This is a genomic window from Stenotrophomonas nematodicola (assembly GCF_009467805.1).
Classification (GTDB): Bacteria; Pseudomonadota; Gammaproteobacteria; order Xanthomonadales; family Xanthomonadaceae; genus Stenotrophomonas; species Stenotrophomonas nematodicola.
In genome coordinates this window covers 1558434-1580048 of record NZ_WIAY01000001.1, presented here as the reverse complement: position 1 = coordinate 1580048, position 21615 = coordinate 1558434, and the positions used below count along the sequence as shown (strand labels likewise).

The window sequence follows — 21615 nt, the reverse complement described above, 5'->3', positions numbered from 1 at the left end:
CAGTGGATTGGCAGGTGGCAGCGGCGTATCTATGGCCGGTGGCGATCGCGCTGGCAGTCGGAGTGGTCGGCTGGTGGTTGCTGATGGCGCTGACGCGTCGCCTGAAAGGCAGCGAGCGGCGGCGCGCGCGGATCGCGCGGGTGTTCAGTCGCCCGCTGGCGTTCGCCTTGCCCCTGCTGCTGCTGATTCCTGCGCTGGAAGCCACGCCGCTGCAGGGGCGCTGGCTCGATCAGTCGCTGCGGCTGCTGCACATCGGGCTGACCGCCTGCGTGATCTGGTGCCTGGTGCGGGCGGTCGCGGCCGGCGAGCAGGCCATCCTGCGCGACCACCCGATGGAAGTGGCGGACAATCTGGAGGCCCGCCGCATCCAGACCCAGACCCGCGTGCTCAGCCGTGTGCTGATGGGGGCGATCATCCTGGTCGGGGTATCGCTGATCCTGTTGACCTTCCCGATGGTGCGCCAGATCGGCACGGCGCTGCTGGCCTCGGCGGGCATCATCGGGCTGGTCGCCGGTATCGCCGCCAAGCCGGTATTCGGCAATCTGATCGCCGGGCTGCAGATCGCCTTGACCCAGCCGATCCGCCTGGACGACGTGGTGATCGTGGAGGGCGAATGGGGCCGGGTCGAGGAGATCGGCAGCAGCTACGTGGTGGTCCGGATCTGGGATGAGCGGCGCATGGTGGTGCCGCTGACGTGGTTCATCGAGCACCCGTTCCAGAACTGGACCCGGCGCAGCGCGGACCTGCTGGGGACGGCTTTCCTGTGGCTGGACTATCGGGCGCCGATCAACGCGATCCGCGCCGAGCTGGAACGGATCTGCCATGCCGAGCCGCTCTGGGATGGGCGGGTGTGCGTCACCCAGGTCACCGAGACGTCGGAGCACACCGTGCAGGTGCGTCTGCTGGTCAGTGCGCGCAACTCCGGCGATGCGTTCGACCTGCGCTGCCTGGTGCGTGAACGGATGCTGGACTTCATTGCCCGCGAGCACCCACAGGCGTTGCCTCGCACCCGCGCCGAGCTGCTCCGGCAGCCCGATCCGCCGCAGCGGCCAGACGCGCAGCCGCTGGACGGCGTGCGCTCGCCCGGCGCCGAAGACGGCCCGTAGAGCCAGCCGCCGGCCGGCTGGCGTATGGATGCGCGCCATCCCGGTAGCCCAGGCATACAGGAGCGGCCAGCCGGCCTGCGCTGCGCCAGGCGGCGCGCGCAGTACCTCAGGGGGGTGCCGTATGCGGCAGCAGCGTGTCGGTCTTGAAGCGCGGCGGACGGCGTGCCCGGGTGCGCTGCTCGTAGGCATAGCCCAGTTCGATCAGGCGCGGCTCGCTCCACGCTGTGCCCATGAACAGCAGCCCCAGCGGCAGGCCGTCGACATGCGCCATCGGCACGGTCAGGCTCGGGTAGCCGGCCACGGCCGCGGCACTGTAGCTCTCGCCCGGAAAATCGTCGCCGTGGCCATCGCGGATCGGCCAGGCCACACCGGTGGTGGGGGCGATCAGGGCATCGAGCTGCTGCGCGTGCAGCGCGGCATCGATCCCCTCCGGACCGGCCAGGCGGCGTGCGTCGCTGCGGGCGCGGATGTACTCGGGCGTCCCCAGGCCGTCGGTGGTGTTGGCCAGTTCCATGATTTCCTGGCCGAACAGGCTCATTTCCCTGCCGGCGTGCTCGCGGTTCCAGGCAATGACCTCGTCGAGGCTGCGCACCGGTGCCTTGTAGGTGGTGAAGTAGCGCTGCAGGCCGGCCTTGAACTCGTGCAGCAGCACCGTCCGTTCCGCGTCCTGCCACTGGCCCTGCGTGGGCAGGCTGGCCGGCACAACGACCGCGCCGGCCTCGCGCAGGATCGCAATGGCGTGGTCCAGCGCCGGGCCGATGCCGGGGCGCTTTTCCAGCCCGGTGTACAGCACGCCGATGCGTGCGCCACGCAGGCCGTCCGGATTCAGTCGCGAGGTGTAGTCGTACACCGCGCGGCCGGGCATGGTCGCGGTCGCCGGATCGGCATCGTCGCGCCCGGCCATTGCGGTGAGCAGCGCGGCGGCGTCGGCCACGCTGCGGGTCATCGGGCCGGCGGTGTCCTGGCTGAAGGAGATCGGGATGATGCCTTCGCGGCTGACCAGGCCCACGGTCGGCTTCAGGCCGACGACGCCGTTGATGGCGGCGGGGCAGACGATGCTGCCGTCGGTTTCGGTGCCGACCGCGGCCGAGGCGAGGTTGGCGGCCACGGCGACCGCGCTGCCGCTGCTGGAGCCGCAGGGGTTGTGGCTGAGGCGATAGGGGTTGCGGGTCTGTCCGCCACGTGCGCTCCAGCCGGAAATGGACCGGGTGGAGCGGAAGTTGGCCCACTCGCTGAGGTTGGTCTTGCCCAGGATCAGGGCGCCGGCACCGCGCAGGCGCCCCACCAGGAACGCATCGTCGGGGCGGAACCCCTCCAGGGCGAGCGAGCCGGCGGTGGTGCTCATCGGGGTGGCACCGATGTTGTCCTTGAGCAGGACCGGAATGCCGTGCAGGGGGCCGCGCAGCTGACCGGCACGCCGCTCGGCGTCGAGCTGGGCGGCGTCCTTGAGCGCATCAGGGTTGAGTTCGATCACCGCGCGCAGGCGTGGGCCGGCGCGATCCAGGCGGGCGATGCGTTCCAGGTACGCGCGGGTCAGGGCGACGCTGTCCAGTTCGCCGGCGGCCATGCGTGACTGCAGGTCGGCGATGCCGGTTTCGGCGTACGGGAAGGGGGCCGCGGGGGCGGAGGGCGTGGCGGCATCGCGTGCGTGCGCCGGCAGGGGCGCGGGCGTGCACCCCATCAGGGTGCAGACGATCAGCAGGGGTGTCAGCGACAGGCGCATCGGTGCGTCCCGGAAACCGGCCGACAGGCTAACCAGCGGCCGTACCGCTTGGCAACTCAGGCCTGTGCCGGGGGGCCGCCATGCCGCTTGCGGATATCGCGGGCGAGCACACCGACCACGATCAGATTGATCACCAGCACCGACCACGAGGCCCAGCCAGGGTGGCGGGTGATGGCGTAGACATCGAACGGCAGATAGATGCCGGCGGTGACGCAGCCCAGCCAGGATGCCCAGGCTTTGGCACGCCAGAGACCCCAGGCCTCGAAAAGGTGCAGCACACCGTAGGCGACCATCGCCGCGGCGGCGAGGTGGACGGCATCGGGGCTGATCATGTTGAGCAGCGAGGGCAGGGTGCCGTGATCCGGGTCCAGACTAAAACGCCGGATCAGGGCATTGACCGCATCGCGAAGCGGCTGCGGACCGAGAATCTCCAGTCCGGTGGCCGCCAGCAGCGCCAGTGCCGCCTTGCTGGCTTCCAGCAAGGCGATCACATGGAGACCCGGATGCCTGTGCGGATCCGGGTTATAGGGCGTGTCGGTCACGACAGGGTCCGATCAACCGCCGCGCGAGGCCTTCTTGCGGTCGCTTTCGGTCAGGAACTTCTTGCGCAGGCGGATCTCCTTCGGGGTGATCTCGACCAGCTCGTCGTCCTCGATGAAGTCCAGGGCCTGCTCCAGCGAGTACTTGATTGCCGGGGTCAGCTGGATCGCATCGTCCTTGCCCGAAGCGCGCATGTTGGTCAGCGGCTTGGTCTTGATCGCATTGACGGTCAGGTCGTTGTCCTTGGAGTGGATACCGATCAGCTGGCCTTCGTACACGTTGTCGCCTTCAGCGGCGAACAGCTTGCCGCGCTCCTGCAGCGGCCCCAGCGAGTAAGCGGGGGTGGCGCCCGGCGCATTGGCGATCATCACGCCGTTCTGGCGCTTGGCGATGGCGCCCTGTTCCTTCGGGCCGTAATGATCGAACACGTGGAACAGCAGGCCCGAGCCCTGGGTCAGGGTCTTGAACTCGTTCTGGAAACCGATCAGGCCACGGGCCGGGATCATGTATTCCAGGCGCACACGGCCCTTGCCGTCCGGCTCCATGTTCTTGAGCTGGCCCTTGCGGGTACCCAGCTTTTCCATCACGCCGCCCTGGTGCACTTCTTCAACGTCCACCACGAGCTGTTCGATCGGCTCCATAGCCTGGCCATCGATCTGCTTGATGATCACTTCCGGACGCGAGACGGCCAGTTCGTAGCCTTCACGACGCATGTTTTCGATCAGCACCGACAGGTGCAGTTCGCCACGGCCGGAGACCAGGAACTTGTCGGCGTCTTCCAGCTGTTCAACCTTCAGGGCCACGTTGTGGACCTGTTCGCGGTCCAGGCGGTCCTTGATCTGGCGGCTGGTCAGGAACTTGCCGCCGGACAGATCCTTGTTGCCCGCGAACGGCGAGTTGTTGACCTGGAAGGTCATCGAGATGGTGGGTTCGTCGACGGTCAGCGCCGGCAGGGCTTCCGGGGTTTCCGGGTGGCACAGGGTGTCGGAGATGGTCAGCTCCGGAATGCCCGAGATGGCGACGATGTCGCCGGCTTCGGCGCTGTCCTGCTCGATGCGCTCCAGGCCCAGGAAGCCCAGTACCTGCGCGACCTTGCCGTTGCGCTTCTTGCCTTCACGGTCGATCACCGCGACCTGCATGTTCTTCTTCAGGGTGCCGCGCTGGATGCGGCCGATGCCGATCACGCCCACGAAGTTGTTGTAGTCCAGCTGGCTGATGCGCATCTGGAACGGACCTTCCGGGTCCACTTCCGGCTTCGGCGCGTGCTGCATGATCGCTTCGTACAGCGGGGTCATGTCGCCATCGCGCACGCTGTCTTCCAGGCCGGCATAGCCGTTCAGGGCCGAGGCGTAGACGATCGGGAAGTCGAGCTGTTCATTGGTGGCGCCGAGCTTGTCGAACAGGTCGAACACCTGGTCGATCACCCAATCCGGACGCGAGCCGGGGCGGTCGACCTTGTTGACCACCACGATCGGCTTGAAGCCCATCGCGAACGCCTTCTGGGTGACGAAGCGGGTCTGCGGCATCGGGCCGTCCATCGCGTCGACCAGGATCAGCACGGTGTCGACCATCGACAGCACGCGCTCCACTTCGCCGCCGAAGTCGGCGTGTCCCGGGGTGTCGACGATGTTGATCCGGTTCTTGATGCCGGTCTTCTTGTCTTCCCAGGTGATGGCCGTGTTCTTGGCCAGGATGGTGATGCCGCGTTCCTTTTCCTGGTCATTGCTGTCCATCACGCGCTCTGCGAGCACGGTGCGCTCGGAGAGGGTGCCGGACTGCTTGAGCAGCTGGTCGACGAGGGTGGTCTTACCGTGGTCGACGTGGGCGACGATGGCGATGTTGCGAAGATTTTCGATAGACATGCGAAAGGGGGCCAGTCGGCGCCGGATTTGGAAAAAGAAGTCCAACATTATACGGCCAACATGACCAATCGCGAAAAGTGCCTCGCATCCCTTGCCGGACGGGCATTCAGGTAGCGCCGGCCGCTGGCCGGTCCCCAGGCTGAACACGGCATGGACACCGGGGTGGGGGGCGGCGGCCGGCATGACGACCATTGTCGGGCGGGCCGGCGGATAATCACGGGTGTATCCTATGCAGCTAACGACAAACCCCCGTACCCCAAGGATTTGCATGTCCCTCATCGCCACTTTCGACACTACCCAGGGCCCGATCAAGGTCGAGCTGTTCGCCGACAAGGCACCCAAGACCGTCGCCAACTTCGTGAACCTGGTCAAGAAGGGCTTCTATGACGGCCTGATCTTCCATCGCGTGATCCCCGACTTCATGATCCAGGGCGGCTGCCCGCAGGGGCGTGGCACCGGCGGCCCGGGCTACAAGTTCGAGGACGAAAAGAACGGCGTGAAGCACCAGATCGGCTCGCTGTCGATGGCCAACGCCGGCCCGAACACCAACGGCAGCCAGTTCTTCATCACCCACATCAAGACCGACTGGCTGGACGGCAAGCACACCGTGTTCGGCCAGGTGCTGGAAGGCCAGGCCATCGTCGATTCGGTCAAGCAGGGCGACGTGATCCATTCGATCACCCTGGAAGGCGACACCGACGCCGTGCTGGCCGCCCAGGCCGACCAGGTGGCCGAGTGGAACAAGATCCTCTCCGCCTGATCCCCTCCAACGGCCTCCTGTAACGGGAGGCCGTTTCGCGTTTCCGGCCGCCCCGCCAGGTTTTCCCCGCCCGGTGGCCACTCCCACACAGCTTTTTAGCAGAGGAAATCCCCATGAAAGCACCTGTTCGTGTTGCCGTGACCGGCGCCGCCGGCCAGATCGGCTACGCCCTGCTGTTCCGCATCGCTTCCGGCGAAATGCTGGGCAAGGACCAGCCGGTCATCCTGCAGCTGCTCGAGCTGCCGGTCGACAAGGCCCAGGCCGCGCTGCGCGGCGTGATGATGGAACTGGAAGACTGCGCCTTCCCGCTGCTGGCCGGCATGGTGGGTACCGATGACGCCGAAGTGGCCTTCAAGGATGCCGACATCGCCCTGCTGGTCGGCGCGCGTCCGCGCGGCCCGGGCATGGAGCGCAAGGACCTGCTGCTGGAAAACGCCAAGATCTTCACCGCGCAGGGCGCGGCGCTGAACAAGGTCGCCAGCCGCAACGTGAAGGTGCTGGTGGTCGGCAATCCGGCCAACACCAACGCCTACATCGCCATGAAGTCGGCGCCGGACCTGAATCCGCGCAACTTCACCGCCATGCTGCGCCTGGACCACAACCGTGCCCTGAGCCAGCTGTCGTCCAAGCTGGGCAAGTCGGTCGGTGGCATCGAGAAGCTGGTCGTGTGGGGCAACCACAGCCCGACCATGTACCCGGACTACCGTTTCGCCACCGCCGATGGTGCCTCCGTCGCCGATGCGATCAACGACCAGGAATGGAATGCCGGCACCTTCATCCCGACCGTGGGCAAGCGCGGCGCGGCGATCATCGAAGCCCGTGGTTCGTCCTCGGCTGCCTCGGCCGCCAATGCCGCCATCGACCACGTGCGCGACTGGGTGCTGGGCAGCAACGGCAAGTGGGTGACGATGGGCGTGCCGTCCGACGGCTCCTACGGCATCCCGGAAGGCGTGATCTTCGGCTTCGCGGTGACCACCGAGAATGGTGAGTACACCCTGGTCAAGGATCTGCCGGTTGACGACTTCAGCCAGAAGTACATCGACAAGACCCTGGCCGAACTGGAAGAAGAGCGCGCCGGCGTCGCCCACCTGCTGGGTTGATCGCGCGCTGCGACTGCATGTGAAAAACGCCGGGCTTGCCCGGCGTTTTTTTTTGCTCTTCGACGCTTGGCGGAGGCTCTTCGGTCCACGTCATCGCAAGCCTCGAGGGCCCCGCCGCGGCAACTCGACCCGCCGGCGGCCGCGTCTGTTCCAGGCAGCGCACGCCCGGGCGCCTTACGACCAAGGTAGAACGGCTCGGCAGCCGGCATCGGACTATGCTCGATTCATGGCTTTGTCTGGGAGGGCTGTCATGCGTTACGAAGCGATGTACCGACGTTCCATCGAAGAACCCGAGGCGTTCTGGGCCGAGGAGGCGCAGCGCATCTACTGGCATAAAGCGCCGGAGCGGATCCTGGACTACAGCAACCCGCCGTTCCGGCGCTGGTTCGTGGGCGGTGAAACCAACCTCTGCTACAACGCGGTGGACCGCCATCTGGTCGAGCGGCCGGACCAGCTGGCGCTGGTGACCGTCTCGACCGAAACCGACGTCACCCGCGAGATCACCTACCGCGAGCTGTACCGCGAAGTGAATGCCTTCGCGGCGGTGCTGCAGCGACTGGATGTGCAGCGTGGTGATCGCGTGGTGATCTACATGCCGAACATGGCCGAAGCCGTGTTCGCGATGCTGGCCTGCGCGCGCATCGGTGCGATCCACTCGGTGGTGTTCGGCGGCTTCGCCGCGCACAACCTGGCGCTGCGCATCGACGATGCCGAGCCCAAGCTGCTGATCGCCGCCGATGCCGGCAAGCGCGGTGGCAAAGTGATCCCGTACAAGGCGATGGTCGATGCCGCCTGCGCCGAAGCGCAGTCGCCGCCGCCGCACGTGCTGATCGTCTCGCGCGGGCTGGACCCGGCCGAGCCGAAGGTGCCGGGCCGCGACGTCGATTACGCCACCCTGCGCGCCGAGGTCGGCGACCAGGACGTGCCGGTGGTGTGGCTGGAATCGAGCGAACCGAGCTATCTGCTGTACACCTCCGGCACCACCGGCAAGCCCAAGGGCGTGCAGCGGGATGTGGGCGGCTACGCCGTGGCGATGGCGCAGTCGATGGAAACGGTGTTCGACTGCCGGCCCGGGCAGGTGATGTTCTCCACCTCCGATGTCGGTTGGGCGGTGGGGCATTCCTACAATGTCTATGGACCGCTGATCGGCGGCTGCACCTCGCTGCTCTATGAAGGGCTGCCGACCCACCCCGATCCGGGCATCTGGTGGGCGTTGTGCGAACAGTACGGCGTGCGCACGCTGTTCTCCTCGCCTACCGCGATCCGCGTGCTGAAAAAGCATGACGTGGACTTCATCCGCCGCCACGATCTGTCCGCCCTGCAGTACGTGTTCCTGGCCGGCGAGCCGCTGGACGAGCCCACCGCGCACTGGATCAACGACGCGCTCGGCAAGCCGATCATCGACAACTACTGGCAGACCGAAACCGGCTGGCCGGCGCTGACGCTGCTGCCCGGCGTGGACATGAAGCCGGTGCGTTTCGGTTCGCCGGGGTTCCCCAACCTGGGCTATCGGATGAAGGTGATCGACGAGACCACCGGCGAGGAAGTGCCGGCCGGGCAGAAGGGCGTGCTGGTGATGACCCCGCCGCTGCCGCCGGGCTGCATGACCACGGTGTGGAAGGACGACGACCGCTTCCTGCAGAGCTACTTCAGCCACTTCAAGGAGCTGCTGTACAGCTCGCTTGACTGGGCGATCCGCGACGAGGACGGCTACACCTTCATCCTGGGCCGCACCGACGATGTGATCAACGTGGCCGGGCACCGCCTGGGCACGCGCGAAATCGAAGAGTGCATCGCCGGCCATCCGCTGGTCGCCGAAGCGGCCGTGATCGGCGTCAAGGACGAACTCAAGGGCCAGGTGCCGCTGGTGTTCGTTACCCTCAAGCAGGCCACCACCGAGCCGGCGGCGGTGATCGCGGAGATGATGCAGCGTGTGACCCGGTCGCTGGGGGCGGTGGCACGACCGGCGCACGTCCACATCGTCAACGCGCTGCCGAAGACACGCTCGGGCAAGCTGCTGCGCCGCTCGCTGCAGGCCTTGGCGGAGGAGCGTGATCCGGGGGACCTGTCCACCCTGGACGACCCGGGTGCGCTGGACGAGATCCGGCGCGCGCTGGGGCGCTGACCCGCACCGTCCGCGTGGCAGGGTGCAGGCGCGCCTGCGCGGCCCCGGAATGGGGGGGGCCGCGCCACCCGCAGGTATCCGCAGTTCCGCGCGGACGCCTGACCCGCCCGTTGCTGCACCGCATTATCGGGGGCGGCCAGCCTCAGGTAAGCTCCGGGCGTGACCGCTGCAGGCCCCCGGCGCCTGGCGTCGCGCGCTGGGGACACGGCGCGCGCGGGGACGTCGGCGTGGGCAATCGCCTGGAACGGTCGCAAGGGGGCGCACGTGCACCGGCCAACGGCTGGCGGCCGCGCGTGGCAATGCAGCAGGTGACAGGGGGAAGCACCACATGGCGTACATCCATGCCAAGACGGCCGCGGGCCGTCAGGAAATCGAGGACCGCGCGCGGCGTCTGCCGCCGTCATTGCGGTCCATTCTGTTGATGGTCGATGGTCAGCGCGATGACGATGCGTTGACCGCGGTGCTGCCGGGCCTGCGCGCGCCCGACGACGCGCTGGCGCAGCTTGCCCGGATGGGACTGATCGAGATCGTCGGCGGTGCGGTGGCACCGCCCGCCGCGCGCACGCTCACCGCCGGCCGTGAGCAGGACCCGGACCTGTACAAGCGCCTGTACGACTGGATGAGCGAATCGGTACGCAGGCACCTCGGGCTCAAGGGGTATTTCATGCAGCTCAAGATCGAGCGTTGCACCGATGCCGGCGCGCTGGAAAAACTGTGGCCGGACATGGCCGCTGCCGTCGCCAAGGCCAGGAGCCCGGCGCTGGCCAATCGCTGGCTGAGCGATACCCACGCGCTGCTCGATGTACCTGACGCACCAACGCCACCGCTGCAGGACACGGTGGCCGCGGTTCCGGGCTGACGCGTGGCGCAGCGCAAGGGTGGTGGTCGCCGCGCACCGGCGTTACCTTGCCAGGCTACACATGCAGGAGCCACGCGATGGACCCCACGAAGGACGATGACGGCACCCCGGGCTGGGATGCCATCAACGCGGCCCTGGCCGCGCTGTATCCCGGCCAGGAGCCGACGCACTACGGCACGGCGCTGCCCTACACGCTGGGCGGCAATGATCCGCTGGACGGCATCAGCGTGTACCGGGCCGACGTCCCGCGCCCGCACTGGCATTACGTCACCTACGGCTTCTCCGAGCTGTACGACAAGCAGAGCGACGACGCGGTCGACAGCGGCTACGGCTTCGAGCTGACCTTCCGCCTGGCGGTGGACGACGATGCCGCCAGTCCGCCCACGTGGCCGATGAACCTGCTGCAGAATCTCGCCCGCTACGTGTTCGCCACCGGCAACGTGTTCGAAGCCGGGCATCACATGGATGCCAACGGGCCAATCGCGTTGGACACCGACACCTGCCTGCGTCATGTGGCGTTCCTGCCCGACCCGCAGCTGCCGGCGCGCGACACCGCCAACGGTCGCCTGGTCTTCCTGCAGGTGATCGGCGTGAGCGATGCGGAGATGGCGGCAATCAAGCGCTGGTCCACCGATGGCGTGCTGCATGCGCTGGCGCCGCGCATGCCGTTGTGGATCACCGACCTGCATCGCCCCTCCCTGCTTGACGATGCGGACCTGGCCCGGCAGGTGGAGGCGGGCAGCGCCCGCGACGGCTCCAGCACCGCGCTGCTGTTCGTGGAAACCCTGGCGTGGCGTGAGGAGGGTGACAGCACGGTGCTGGTGCTTGGTGCCGGCCAGGTGCCAAGCCTGCTGGACCTGCTGCCGCTGCGTCTGCGTTACGGCCACCCGCTGACCGTGATCGGCGGCGATCGCGAGTGGACCTTCCAGCCCGGTGAACGCGATGCGTTGCGCCGTGGCGAGGGCGGGATGACGTGCACGTTGACGCCGGCAAGCCTGGACGCGCTGCTGCGCGACGTGCGTGCCCAGCGCGGTCGCTACCCGTTGCCCGGTACCGGTCTGGTGGTGGAGGTAGTGCCCACCGCGCTGCGCGACGCGCAGGACAACGTCGTACGCGAGATCGGCTGAGCGGTGCGTGGCGACGATAACGAAAGAGCCCGGCATGGCCGGGCTCTTCGTTGATCGTTCGTCGTCCCGCTCAGAGCAGGCCTTCAGCCTTCAGCGCGGCCTGCACGCCTGGGTCGGCATCCATGCGCTGCTTGAACGCGGCGATGTTGTCCAGGCCGGTCAGGTCGACCTTGGCGCCGGCCGCCCAGCGCAGCGTGATGTAGAAATACGGATCGGCGAAGCTGCGGAACCCGGCCAGCCACTGGCGGCCTTCCAGCTGCGTGTTGGCGCGTTCGAACAGGCCGCGCAGGCGCTTGTGCGCGGCGGCGCGGATGGCGTCGTACTGGCTTTCGTCGCCGATGTAGTTGCCCGGCCCGAACAGCGGCGAAAACGCCGGGTGCAGGTCCGAATTGACGAAGGACAGCCAGCGGGTGGCTTCGGCACGCTGCCGGGCGCTGCCGTCGCCGGCCAGACCCGCCTGGGGATGGGTATCGGCGATGTACCCCATGATCGCGGCGTTCTGGGTCAGTACGAAATCGCCGTCGACCACCGCCGGTACCGAGCCGGCCGGATTGATGGCCAGGAACGCAGGCGCCTTCAGGGTTTCCTTGGTCAGCAGTTCCACGTCATACGGCTGGCCGGTCCACTGCAGGGCAATGTGGTCGGCAGTGGAGCAGGCACCGGGCTTGCTGTACAGCTTCATGGGAACTCCGTTGCGGATGGTGATGGGTGAGCCGCTCACTATTCCAGAGCGGGCCACGCATCCTCAACGGTATGGCTGTAACAGATCGTTACGACGTGCGCGGCTTGAGTTTCTGCACGCGATAGAACGTGTGGTCGCCGATGGTGGCCACCTGGTAGGCATTGCGCCAGCTCGGATTGGCGATGGCCAATGCGGCGAAGTGGCTCGCGCCGGGCACGATCTCCTTGCGCTCGCCCACCGGCAGCGCCCAGTTGCGCTCGGCGTCGAAGGCCACGGTCATCGCTTCCTGCCACGCGTCGGCGTTGCCAAGCTGCGTACCGGGGGCCACGATGGTCGGGGCGAACTGCTTGCGGGCGGTGACCACCTGGCACATCGAGTCGCCCCACAGGCCGCTGTCCAGGCGGCGCAGGGCCACTTCCGCGACGGCTTGCTGGCCGCGCAGGGTCTGGTCACGCGCTTCGAGGTAGACGGTCGTGCTCAGGCACAACGAATCGGCGGCCGGCTGCGGCAACAACTGCGACAGCCAGAGAATCCAGGCCAGTTTCATAAATCTCCTTGCTCCGTATGGGCCGCACCTGGCTGTCCATCCGATCATTCGGACGGGGCGTGGGGTACGACTTGGCGTCATGGGGAGGCGGCCATCGGGGCCGCCCGGTGGCGGACCCGATCAGGATGACGGGTCCGCGCGCTCACTCGAACTGGGTGGTGAGCGGGAAAGTTGGCGCACGATAGGGGGCCATTTCCCAATGCATCCTGAACCCGAAGACTTGACATTCAGGTTCGGAGGGCGGCCGAATTCGCCCATTCAGGGAGTGCCGGCCGCGCGCCGGCAACCCGTTTTACAGCGCCGCCGCCAGCTCGCTGCCCTGGCGGATCGCGCGCTTGGCATCCAGTTCGGCGGCCACGTCGGCACCGCCGATCAGGTGGGCCTGCACACCCGCCGCCACCAGTGCGGCGTGCAGATCGCGCCGCGGTTCCTGCCCCGCGCAGATCACCACGTGGTCGACCGGCAGGGTCTGTTCCTGGTCGCCCACGCGGACACGCAGGCCGGCGTCGTCCACGCCCAGGTATTCCACGCCGCCGAGCAGGGTCACGCCCTTGGCCTTGAGCGTGGCGCGGTGGATCCAGCCGGTGGTCTTGCCCAGGCGGGCACCCGGTCTGCCGGGGCTGCGCTGCAGCAGCCAGACCTTGCGGGCCGGCGCTTCCGGGGCCGGTCGCGTCAGCGCGCCGCGCGTCTCGAAACTCGGGTCCACGCCCCATTCGGCCATCCAGCGCGCCGTATCCAGCGCCGGCGACGGACCCTCGTGCACCAGGAATTCGCCGACATCGAAGCCGATGCCGCCGGCACCGATGATCGCCGCCTGCGGCCCCACGACCACCCGGCCGAGCAGCACGTCCAGATAGCTGACCACCTTGGGATGGTCGGCGCCGGGGAAATCGACCTGGCGCGGGGTGATGCCGGTGGCGACCACCACCGCATCGAAGCCGGCCAGCGTGGCGACATCGGCCACGGTGCCCAGCTTCAGCTCCACGCCGGTCTCGGCCAGCCTGTGCCCGAAGTAGCGCAGGGTTTCGTGGAACTCCTCCTTGCCGGGGATGCGCTTGGCGACGTTGAACTGGCCGCCGATCTCGCTGTTGGCGTCAAACAGCGTCACCCGGTGCCCGCGTTCGGCGGCCACGGTCGCGCATGCCAGGCCGGCCGGCCCGGCGCCGACCACGGCCACGCGCCGCGCGGTGGCGACCGGGCGGTAGACCAGCTCGGTTTCATGCACCGCCCGCGGATTGACCAGGCAACTGGCGGTCTTGTTCTCGAACACGTGATCCAGGCAGGCCTGGTTGCACGCGATGCAGGTATTGATCGACTCCGGGCGGCCGCTGCGTGCCTTGTTGGCCCACGCCGGATCGGCCAGCAGCGGGCGCGCCAGAGAGACCATATCGGCCCCGCCGCCGGCCAGGATGCGCTCGGCCACATCCGGCATGTTGATCCGGTTGGTGGCGATCAGTGGCACGCGCACGTGCGGCTTGAGCTTGGCGGTGACCCCGGCGAAGGCGCCACGCGGCACCGAGGTGGCGATAGTGGGAATGCGCGCCTCGTGCCAGCCGATGCCCGAATTGATCAGGGTCGCACCGGCGGCTTCGATCGCCTGCGCCTGCTGCACGATCTCTTCCCAGTTGCTGCCGTTGTCCACCAGGTCCACCAGTGACAGCCGGTAGATGATGATGAAATCCGGCCCGCACGCCTCGCGGATGCGGCGCACGATCTCCACCGCGAAGCGCATGCGCTGCGCGGCGTCGCCGCCCCAGCGGTCGGTGCGCTGGTTGGTGCGCGGGGCGATGAATTCGTTGATCAGATAGCCTTCCGACCCCATCACTTCCACGCCGTCATAGCCGGCCTCGCGGGCCAGCCGCGCGCTGCGCGCGTAATCGGCGATGTGGCGATCCACACCGCGTGCCGACAGCGCGCGCGGGGTGAACGGATTGATCGGTGCTTTCAGCCGGGACGGTGCCACCGACAGGGGGTGGTAGGCATAGCGGCCCGCGTGCAGCAGCTGCAGGCAGATCCGGCCGCCGTTGTCGTGCACCGCACGGGTGACCTGGCGATGCGGACGCACCTCCCACGGCCAGGACAGTTTGCCGCCGAACGGCTTGAGCCAGCCCACCACGTTCGGGGCAAAGCCACCGGTGACGATCAGGCCGACGCCGCCGGCCGCACGCTCGGCGAAATACGCCGCCAGCCGGGGGAAGTCGCGGGCCCGGTCTTCCAGGCCGGTGTGCATGGACCCCATCAGCACGCGGTTGCGGAGCTGGGTGAAGCCCAGGTCCAGCGGGGTGAACAGGTGGGGATAGGCGGTGGATTCGGCGGCTGGCGACATGTCGATACGCTTGCGTACGGAAGCATGAAGCGTGCCGCGAAATGTCCCCAACGGCAAGGGGCGTCTGGTGGCGGGCGGCCGTTGAGGCGGGTGATGCCCGCCGCTGGCGCCAGCCCGACGGGGCGCCGGCCAGCGGCCGGCACTACCGGGCGGCGGCTGCCGGAGTGGGCCTGTGGATGCCGAAGAAGGGCAGAGTCACGCCGCACAGGGGGCCGATCAGCAGGGCGAAGGCGAGGGTGCCCACGCCGACGTCGCCACCGAGCTGCCAGCCGATCACCAGCACCGTGCCTTCGATCAGGCTGCGCACGATCCAGATCGGCCAGCCGGTCCGCGCGTGCAGGCCGGTCATCAGGCCATCGCGCGGGCCCGGGCCGAAGCGGGCGCCGATGTACAACCCGGTCGCCACCGCCACCAGCAGCAGGCCCAGCACGAACATCGGCACCTGCCATGCCAGGCCGTGCACCTCCGGCAGCAGCCACAGCCCGAACTGCGCGCTGGGGCCGATCAACATCACGTTCAGTACCGTGCCCAGCCCCGGCTTCTGCCGGATCGGCCACCACAGCAGCAGGACCAGTGCGCCGATCACATTGGTCGCCACCCCGAACGACAGCGGGGTCTGCAGCGCGATGCCCTGCGACAGCACATCCCACGGGGCGACGCCAATGGCGGCACGGATCATCACCGCCGCGCCGATGCCATACAGGAACAGACCCAGCAGCAGCTGGGCCAGGCGGAGGGGGAGGGACGTGGGCATGGCGCGTTCACCGGAAAGGCCCTTGAATGTAGGGCCGGCCGGGACGCGCCGACAGATACAGATGCATACCAATCCGCGCCCACAGCGGCGCTTTGGCGGGTCAGTCCCAGCCGGACAGCACCAGCTTGCCGATCACCTCTCCGGCTTCGAGGCGACGGTGCGCCTCGCGCAGGTTTGCCGCATTGATCGGGCCCAGCAGCGTGTGCGCGGTGCTGCGCAGTTCGCCGGCGTCCACCAGGCTGGCCACGCGGTTGAGAATGCGATGCTGTTCGATCATGTCGTGGGTGCGGAAACGCGCCCGCGCGAACATGAATTCCCAGTGGATGCCGATGCACTTGGCCTTGTATGGATCGCCGATGCGCAGCGCGCCGCGCGGCTCCACGATCAGCCCGACGTGCCCCTGCGGTGCCAGCAGGTCGCCGATCGCGTCCCAGTAGTGATCGGTATCGGCCAGATTCAGCACGACCTCGACCTGGTCGATGCCCAGCGCCTGAAGCTGTGGCAGCAGCGGCTGGCGATGGTCGATCACATGGTCGGCGCCCATCTGCGTGCACCACGCGCGCGTCGCGTCGCGGGAGGCGGTGGCGATCACCGTGAAGCCCGCATGCCGGGCCAGCTGGATCGCGATCGAGCCGACGCCACCGGCGCCGCCGATGACCAGCAGATGCTGCCCGGCATGATGGCGGTCATCGAAGCGCAGGGGCATGCGCTCGAACAGCAGTTCCCAGGCGGTGAGCGCGGTGAGAGGCAACGCAGCGGCATCCGCGGCGTCCAGCGTGGTGGGCTGGCGTCCGACCAGACGCTCATCCACCCACTGCCATTGGGCGTTGCAGCCCGGTCGGGTGACGTCGCCGGCGTAATAAACCGTATCGCCCGGCATGAAAGCAGTCACTTCCGGCCCGACCGCGTCCACCACGCCGGCGGCGTCGAAACCGAGGATGCGGGGCGACTCTTCCCGGCCCTCGCGCGGGGCCCGCAGTTTGGTGTCCACCGGGTTGACCGAGATCGCCTGCACCCGCACCAGCAGGTCGCGTCCCTGCGGCGGGCCCGGCTCGGAAAGCTGCAGATCCTGCAGGGCCTCGGGGTCATCGACGGGCAGGTAGCGGGTCAGTCCCACGGCTTTCATGACAGCTCCGATATCGGGGTGTTGACGCCATCATACGGTTGCTGACATTGCTGTTTCTGCGCTGAATCAATGCGGGCATCGCGCAGGGGCGAAATACTCCCGGTTGGCACCCATAGCGGGATGCATCCCGGGAAACCCTTGTCATCAAAGGCGCTTGCGCAATTTCATCAACCTGTATACGGTGCCACCCGCTGGGCCGGGTAGGGGCCTGGCCGTTCTCTTCACATGTTACGGGACTGTTAACATCACCTTCACCCTCCTGAGCATAATGTTCGCGGCGGTGGCGTGCTGAATCGGCAGTCTGAAAACGACGCAGTAGTGCTGGCCCATGCCTCTACCGGTTTCATACCCCCGAAATAGGAGCTGTACTCAATGAACAAGAAGATCCTCACTGCCGCGCTGCTGGGCGGTCTGGCTTTCGCCCAGGCTGCATCGGCGCAGGATTTTGACGACCGCTGGTACCTGACCGGTTCGGCCGGCTTCAACTTCCAGGATAACGACCGTCTGACCAACGACGCTCCGTTCGTGACCCTGGGCCTCGGTAAGTTCATCAGCCCCAACTGGTCGCTGGACGGTGAACTGAACTACCAGAACCCGAACTTCGACGCCAACCAGGATCTGAACTGGAGCCAGTACGGCGCCTCGATCGACCTGCGTCGCCACTTCATCTCCGAAGGCCGTGGCTGGAACCCGTACCTGCTGATGGGTCTGGGCTACCAGAAGTCGGAAGAAGAGTACCCGGCGCTGGACAACAACGGTCCGCGTGAGCGCAAGGACGGCAACTTCGCCGCCAAGGTCGGCGTGGGTCTGCAGACCACCTTCGAAAAGCGCGTTGCTGTCCGTGCCGAAGTGGCCTACCGCGCTGACTTCGACGACCAGAGCATCGCTGCTCCGACGGAAGACTGGTTCGGCGACGTGCTGGCTTCGGTCGGCGTCGTGATCCCGCTGGGCCCGGCCCCGACCGCGGCTGTGGTTGCTCCGGCTCCGGTTGCCCCGAGCTGCGCCGACCTGGATGACGACGGTGACGGCGTCAACAACTGCGACGACAAGTGCCCGAACTCCCAGCCTGGCCAGACCATCGGTCCGGACGGCTGCCCGGTGCCGGTCTCCATCGACCTGAAGGGCGTCAACTTCGACTTCGACAAGTCGACCCTGCGTCCGGACGCCGTGGCGATCCTGAGCGAAGCCACCGAGATCCTGAAGCGTTACCCGGATCTGCGCGTTGAAGTGGCCGGCCACACCGACTCGAAGGGCACCGACGCTTACAACCAGAAGCTGTCCGAGCGTCGCGCCACCACCGTGTACGACTACCTGACCAAGAACGGCGTGTCCGCTTCGCGTCTGGTGGGTCCGATCGGCTACGGCGAGAGCCGTCCGATTGCTCCGAACACCAACCCGGACGGTTCGGACAACCCGGAAGGCCGTGCAAAGAACCGTCGTACCGAGCTGAACGTCCAGAACTGAGTGCGACACGAGCAATCGTAAAGCACTGAAAAGACTCGGCTTTCTCCGAGACACACTGTAGTACCCCCTCTTGCCTTAGGGCAAGAGGGGCATGAAAACGGAGCCCGGAAGGGGCACAGTTTCCTTCCGGGTCTCCGCGCAATGCGGACTGGGGGAACGTGCGTCTGTACTTCTCGCTCTGTCCGTTCATCGCAATGATGACCGGCGACCTCCATCTTGGGGTCCACGGTGTGCCAGGCCCGCAACGGGTTCTGGAAACAGGCGCGCATGATTGCGTGTCCGAGATGGCATTGCTTGACCCACCACGTGGGACAGCAAGCCTGCTATGCGACTAGCAGTAGCCTAGGTAGGCATGCATCACTGGTTAACGGTGTTGTGTGAAGCCCTACCGACAAAGAAGCCCTCCAGAACTTGGATAGGTCAACCCGTGAGGGGCGACCGAGAACTGCAAGCAGCATGCGGTTCGGGAGCTAGGCTGACTGACATGGGTATCGACCAGAGAACTGTTGATAAACGCCGTTAGGACGATGGTGCTAAAGCTGCTGGCTAAGGCATCGACCAAAAGGTGTGTGGGCAGTTGTCCCGTTTTAGTTTCGGGGCACGTCGCTATGAAGCTCACCGGCGAAAAGACAGGCCCTAAATCAGTCCTGTGTCATCTCGGGAACGTGGTAAGCCCCTCCATCCGCCCTCGTGGCAGGTCAACCGTAAGGAAGGCTGTTGGGTGCAGGGGTATGGGATCGCGGAGAAAGCAAACGGCCAGCTGTAATCGTTGGCATACGTGTTGGAACATCACACGGCACGAGAGTGCGCCCACTTCCGCGTGGTCTTGGTTCGCGACAACGAACTGAGGAACCCCGGTGTCACATCGGATCGCTCCCAAGCGGTTCTCACACTCCCTTGTGGGGCATAGCCCCCTTGGGGTCACTATGTCTCCTGAGGGGTTCACACCATCAGGAGTCCAGCATGAAAGAGCTCAACGTTTCAGTTGAGTCTGCGTTCTCCGGCGGGCCCACGGATTGGATGTCCATCGATTGGCATCACGTCCACCGGACTGTCAGGGGTATGCAGCTACGAATCGCGAAGGCGACACAGGAAGGCGACTGGCGTAGGGTGAAATCCCTACAACGGATGCTGACCCGCTCCTTCACCGCCAAGCTACTCGCGGTGAAACGAGTGACGGAAAACCAAGGTAAACGTACCGCTGGCGTTGACCGCCAGCTCTGGAACACACCGCAACAACGATGGCAGGCAATCCACCGCCTCCGTCGCCGCGGCTACTCACCTCTACCGCTCCGGCGCGTCTTCATTCCCAAAGCTAACGGGAAGGAACGACCACTGGGCATCCCCACCATGCACGACCGGGCTATGCAGGCGCTGTACCTGCTTGCGCTAGAACCCGTCGCTGAGAGCACCAGTGACCCGAACAGTTTCGGCTTTCGACAAGGGCGCTCAACGCACGATGCCATGGCCCAGAACTTCATCTGCTTGGCGAAGAAGTACTCGCCAGGCTGGGTTCTGGAGGCGGATATCAAAGGTTGCTTCGACCACATCGACCACGCATGGCTAGTCGCCAACGTCCCTATGGACAAGGCGATCCTCCACAACTGGCTGAAGGCGGGCATCCTGTATCGGGGACAGTACGAACCGACGGAGGAGGGAACACCGCAGGGTGGCATCATCTCGCCGACACTGGCGAACATGGCGCTGAACGGCCTGGAGACCTGGTTAAAGGAGCATCTGTATCGCTCCCTTGGCTATACCCGTGCCCAACAGGCAAAGGTGAACGTCATCCGATACGCGGACGACTTCGTGATCACAGGGAGCTCCTCGGAGCTCCTCACTGAACACGTTCGTCCGTGGGTCGAACGCTTCTTGGCTATACGAGGGCTCGCGCTCTCGGATGAAAAGACGCGGGTGACACACATCGATGCTGGCTTCGACTTCCTTGGTTGGAACTTCCGCAAATACGGCGGCAAGCTCCTGATCAAACCCAGTCTCAAGAATGCTTCCGCGTTCTACGACAAGGTAAAAGGAGTCATCAGCAATCAGCTTACGGCCGAACAGGGCTCGCTGATCCGGATGCTTAACCCGATGCTCAGAGGATGGGCCAACTATCACCACCCGGTTGTCGCTAAGGCTGCACTCACGCGTATGGATGCCATGTTGTTTAAGGCTCTATGGCGGTGGGCAAGGCGCAGGCACAACAACAAGGGGGCTAGTTGGATTCGCGATCGCTATTTCCACTCGATCGGAACCCGGAACTGGGTCTTTGCGGCACCACGTGACACCATCGATGCTTCGGATTCCATGCTGGAGCTTCACGAAATGGCCTCCACGTCCATCAACCGGCACGTTAAGATCAAAGCGGAGTACAACCCGTTCGATCCTCGTTTCGAGGTGTACGCGGAGAAACGGCGTCAGGACCGGCTTCTCAGGTCCCGCACGCACCGCCGACAGTGGGCCTCTCTCTTTGCTTCCCAGCAAGGTAAGTGTGCTCTCTGCCACGAAGCCATCACCCGGGAAACAGGCTGGCACGATCACCACATCGAGCCTAGGCTGGCAGGGGGTTCAGACCTCTTGATCAACCGAGTCCTGCTCCACCCGGACTGTCACGTCCAGGTACACGTCTTGGGCATACACGTTGTTAAACCGACAGCCAAGGCTTGAGCCGTGTGCGTCGGAAAGACGCACGCACGGTTCTTAGGGGGGAGGGCGGCCCGCAAGGGTTCCCTCCCACCCGACTCTGTCTGGTTGTACAGCCTCAGAAGAGGGCCCGGCATTGCCGGGCCCTTTTTTTTGCGCCCAAACGCCAAGCGCCGGACCACTGTCATTGCCATGCGCCTTCGGTTCGGCGGCGGCAGCTACCGAGCACGCCGACGCAGGCCGCATTGGATCTTTGCTTTAAATCCAACAAGTTGCCGTATTCATTGAATGTGGGATCTTGAAAGCCGTTGTGGCGCTGTTAAACTCGGCGCGTCGACCCCTTTCCTGGATGCATCCCATGCTGCGTATCGCACTGGCCACCGTGCTTGGCCTGGCCCTGGTTCCCGCCGCCCACGCAGCCGTGGATTGTTCGGCGAACACCAGCGCTTCGCCGCTGCCGCTGCCGGCCACCGCGATCGCGCCCGTGGCCGAGGAGCTGTACATCCGCAACGTGCAGCTCGGCATGCCGGCTGGTGTGCTGACCTCCAATTTCGACCAGCACCAGTCGCTGGACCGCGTGCTGCAGCGCCTGCGCATTGATGGCTGCCAGAACATCGCCAAGGCGATGCCGGGTGCACCGGCGATCAAGCCGAACGATCCGGCGGCCTACAAGCCGCAGACCGAGTTCGACAACACGCCGTGGCGCTTTGACATGAGCCAGAACGGCAAGCGCATGACCGCCGAGGAATTCGACGCCTGGATGAAGGCGCGCGGTGTGCGCGTGGTCAAGGCGCGTCCGGCGCCGGCTGCCGTCCCGGCCGCCGCGGAAGCACCGGCTGACACCAAGCCGGGCGAGAAGAAGTAAGCCGCC

17 protein-coding genes are annotated in these 21615 nt (G+C 66.3%); 9 read left to right on the top strand and 8 right to left on the bottom strand.

The window, feature by feature from the left end; all coding sequences use genetic code 11:
• Window positions 1-2 precede the first annotated feature (2 nt).
• Window positions 3-1106, top strand: coding sequence for a mechanosensitive ion channel family protein (locus GDJ08_RS07480; protein WP_136005650.1), 1104 nt, complete (start codon window positions 3-5; stop codon window positions 1104-1106).
• 106 nt (window positions 1107-1212) lie between these two features.
• Here the strand turns inward: GDJ08_RS07480 and GDJ08_RS07475 are convergent, their stop codons facing one another.
• Genes GDJ08_RS07475 through typA form a run of 3 tightly spaced genes read right to left on the bottom strand, consistent with a single transcriptional unit; the run spans window position 1213 to window position 5231 of the window.
• Complete coding sequence (locus GDJ08_RS07475) at window positions 1213-2829, bottom strand: amidase (protein WP_153164582.1); 1617 nt, start codon at window positions 2827-2829, stop codon at window positions 1213-1215.
• Window positions 2830-2885: 56 nt separating this feature from the next.
• Complete coding sequence (locus GDJ08_RS07470) at window positions 2886-3371, bottom strand: DUF2127 domain-containing protein (protein ID WP_153164581.1); 486 nt, start codon at window positions 3369-3371, stop codon at window positions 2886-2888.
• A gap of 12 nt (window positions 3372-3383) precedes the next feature.
• A complete protein-coding gene (gene typA / locus GDJ08_RS07465) occupies window positions 3384-5231 on the bottom strand; it encodes a translational GTPase TypA (RefSeq protein WP_026070669.1) in 1848 nt (615 codons plus the stop codon).
• A gap of 268 nt (window positions 5232-5499) precedes the next feature.
• On the opposite strand from typA, the gene GDJ08_RS07460 reads away from it, so the two are divergent.
• The 5 genes from GDJ08_RS07460 to GDJ08_RS07440 all read left to right on the top strand — a co-directional run bounded on the left by GDJ08_RS07460 (window position 5500) and on the right by GDJ08_RS07440 (window position 11202).
• Complete coding sequence (locus GDJ08_RS07460) at window positions 5500-5991, top strand: peptidylprolyl isomerase (RefSeq protein ID WP_017355437.1); 492 nt, start codon at window positions 5500-5502, stop codon at window positions 5989-5991.
• Between the two features lie 113 nt (window positions 5992-6104).
• A complete protein-coding gene (locus GDJ08_RS07455) occupies window positions 6105-7091 on the top strand; it encodes a malate dehydrogenase (RefSeq protein WP_017355438.1) in 987 nt (328 codons plus the stop codon).
• A gap of 250 nt (window positions 7092-7341) precedes the next feature.
• Window positions 7342-9216 carry a propionate--CoA ligase gene (gene prpE / locus GDJ08_RS07450; protein WP_136005528.1) on the top strand — a complete coding sequence of 625 codons (1875 nt, stop codon included), beginning with the start codon at window positions 7342-7344 and terminating at the stop codon, window positions 9214-9216.
• A 328-nt stretch (window positions 9217-9544) separates the two neighbouring features.
• Entirely contained in the window at window positions 9545-10075 is a 531-nt protein-coding gene (locus tag GDJ08_RS07445) for a hypothetical protein (RefSeq protein WP_153164580.1), read from the top strand.
• A gap of 77 nt (window positions 10076-10152) precedes the next feature.
• Window positions 10153-11202 (top strand): suppressor of fused domain protein, encoded by a 1050-nt coding sequence (locus tag GDJ08_RS07440; RefSeq protein WP_153164579.1) that lies wholly within the window; start codon window positions 10153-10155, stop codon window positions 11200-11202.
• 70 nt (window positions 11203-11272) lie between these two features.
• Here the strand turns inward: GDJ08_RS07440 and GDJ08_RS07435 are convergent, their stop codons facing one another.
• From GDJ08_RS07435 to GDJ08_RS07415, 5 genes are all read right to left on the bottom strand, one after another.
• Complete coding sequence (locus GDJ08_RS07435; RefSeq protein WP_017357266.1) at window positions 11273-11884, bottom strand: glutathione S-transferase N-terminal domain-containing protein; 612 nt, start codon at window positions 11882-11884, stop codon at window positions 11273-11275.
• A gap of 88 nt (window positions 11885-11972) precedes the next feature.
• On the bottom strand, window positions 11973-12431 hold the full coding sequence (locus tag GDJ08_RS07430) for a cell wall hydrolase (protein WP_017357267.1): 459 nt from the start codon (window positions 12429-12431) through the stop codon (window positions 11973-11975).
• A 292-nt stretch (window positions 12432-12723) separates the two neighbouring features.
• The gene (locus GDJ08_RS07425) at window positions 12724-14757 is read right to left on the bottom strand and encodes an NADPH-dependent 2,4-dienoyl-CoA reductase (RefSeq protein ID WP_017357268.1); all 2034 of its coding nucleotides are present in this window, start codon (window positions 14755-14757) and stop codon (window positions 12724-12726) included.
• A gap of 142 nt (window positions 14758-14899) precedes the next feature.
• Window positions 14900-15511: a membrane protein YczE gene (yczE, locus tag GDJ08_RS07420; protein ID WP_017356949.1), complete on the bottom strand. Its 612-nt coding sequence runs from the start codon at window positions 15509-15511 to the stop codon at window positions 14900-14902.
• Between the two features lie 100 nt (window positions 15512-15611).
• Window positions 15612-16637 carry a zinc-binding alcohol dehydrogenase family protein gene (locus tag GDJ08_RS07415; protein WP_017356948.1) on the bottom strand — a complete coding sequence of 342 codons (1026 nt, stop codon included), beginning with the start codon at window positions 16635-16637 and terminating at the stop codon, window positions 15612-15614.
• Between the two features lie 372 nt (window positions 16638-17009).
• On the opposite strand from GDJ08_RS07415, the gene GDJ08_RS07410 reads away from it, so the two are divergent.
• From GDJ08_RS07410 to GDJ08_RS07400, 3 genes are all read left to right on the top strand, one after another.
• Window positions 17010-18101, top strand: coding sequence for an OmpA family protein (locus GDJ08_RS07410; protein ID WP_017356946.1), 1092 nt, complete (start codon window positions 17010-17012; stop codon window positions 18099-18101).
• Window positions 18102-19064: 963 nt separating this feature from the next.
• Window positions 19065-20768 (top strand): group II intron reverse transcriptase/maturase, encoded by a 1704-nt coding sequence (ltrA, locus tag GDJ08_RS07405; protein ID WP_153164578.1) that lies wholly within the window; start codon window positions 19065-19067, stop codon window positions 20766-20768.
• A gap of 334 nt (window positions 20769-21102) precedes the next feature.
• On the top strand, window positions 21103-21609 hold the full coding sequence (locus GDJ08_RS07400) for a hypothetical protein (protein WP_017356945.1): 507 nt from the start codon (window positions 21103-21105) through the stop codon (window positions 21607-21609).
• Window positions 21610-21615 lie beyond the last annotated feature (6 nt).

Bases quoted from the DNA above. Each gene is read 5' to 3' on its own strand.
- GDJ08_RS07410 (WP_017356946.1), top strand. From the start codon at position 17,010: ATGAACAAGAAGATCCTCACTGCCGCGCTGCTGGGCGGTCTGGCTTTC.
- GDJ08_RS07475 (WP_153164582.1), bottom strand. From the start codon at position 2,829: ATGCGCCTGTCGCTGACACCCCTGCTGATCGTCTGCACCCTGATGGGG.
- GDJ08_RS07430 (WP_017357267.1), bottom strand. From the start codon at position 12,431: ATGAAACTGGCCTGGATTCTCTGGCTGTCGCAGTTGTTGCCGCAGCCG.
- GDJ08_RS07460 (WP_017355437.1), top strand. From the start codon at position 5,500: ATGTCCCTCATCGCCACTTTCGACACTACCCAGGGCCCGATCAAGGTC.
- GDJ08_RS07445 (WP_153164580.1), top strand. From the start codon at position 9,545: ATGGCGTACATCCATGCCAAGACGGCCGCGGGCCGTCAGGAAATCGAG.
- typA (WP_026070669.1), bottom strand. From the start codon at position 5,231: ATGTCTATCGAAAATCTTCGCAACATCGCCATCGTCGCCCACGTCGAC.
- GDJ08_RS07435 (WP_017357266.1), bottom strand. From the start codon at position 11,884: ATGAAGCTGTACAGCAAGCCCGGTGCCTGCTCCACTGCCGACCACATT.
- GDJ08_RS07415 (WP_017356948.1), bottom strand. From the start codon at position 16,637: ATGAAAGCCGTGGGACTGACCCGCTACCTGCCCGTCGATGACCCCGAG.
- prpE (WP_136005528.1), top strand. From the start codon at position 7,342: ATGCGTTACGAAGCGATGTACCGACGTTCCATCGAAGAACCCGAGGCG.
- GDJ08_RS07400 (WP_017356945.1), top strand. From the start codon at position 21,103: ATGCTGCGTATCGCACTGGCCACCGTGCTTGGCCTGGCCCTGGTTCCC.
- GDJ08_RS07440 (WP_153164579.1), top strand. From the start codon at position 10,153: ATGGACCCCACGAAGGACGATGACGGCACCCCGGGCTGGGATGCCATC.
- GDJ08_RS07425 (WP_017357268.1), bottom strand. From the start codon at position 14,757: ATGTCGCCAGCCGCCGAATCCACCGCCTATCCCCACCTGTTCACCCCG.
- ltrA (WP_153164578.1), top strand. From the start codon at position 19,065: ATGAAAGAGCTCAACGTTTCAGTTGAGTCTGCGTTCTCCGGCGGGCCC.
- yczE (WP_017356949.1), bottom strand. From the start codon at position 15,511: ATGCCCACGTCCCTCCCCCTCCGCCTGGCCCAGCTGCTGCTGGGTCTG.
- GDJ08_RS07455 (WP_017355438.1), top strand. From the start codon at position 6,105: ATGAAAGCACCTGTTCGTGTTGCCGTGACCGGCGCCGCCGGCCAGATC.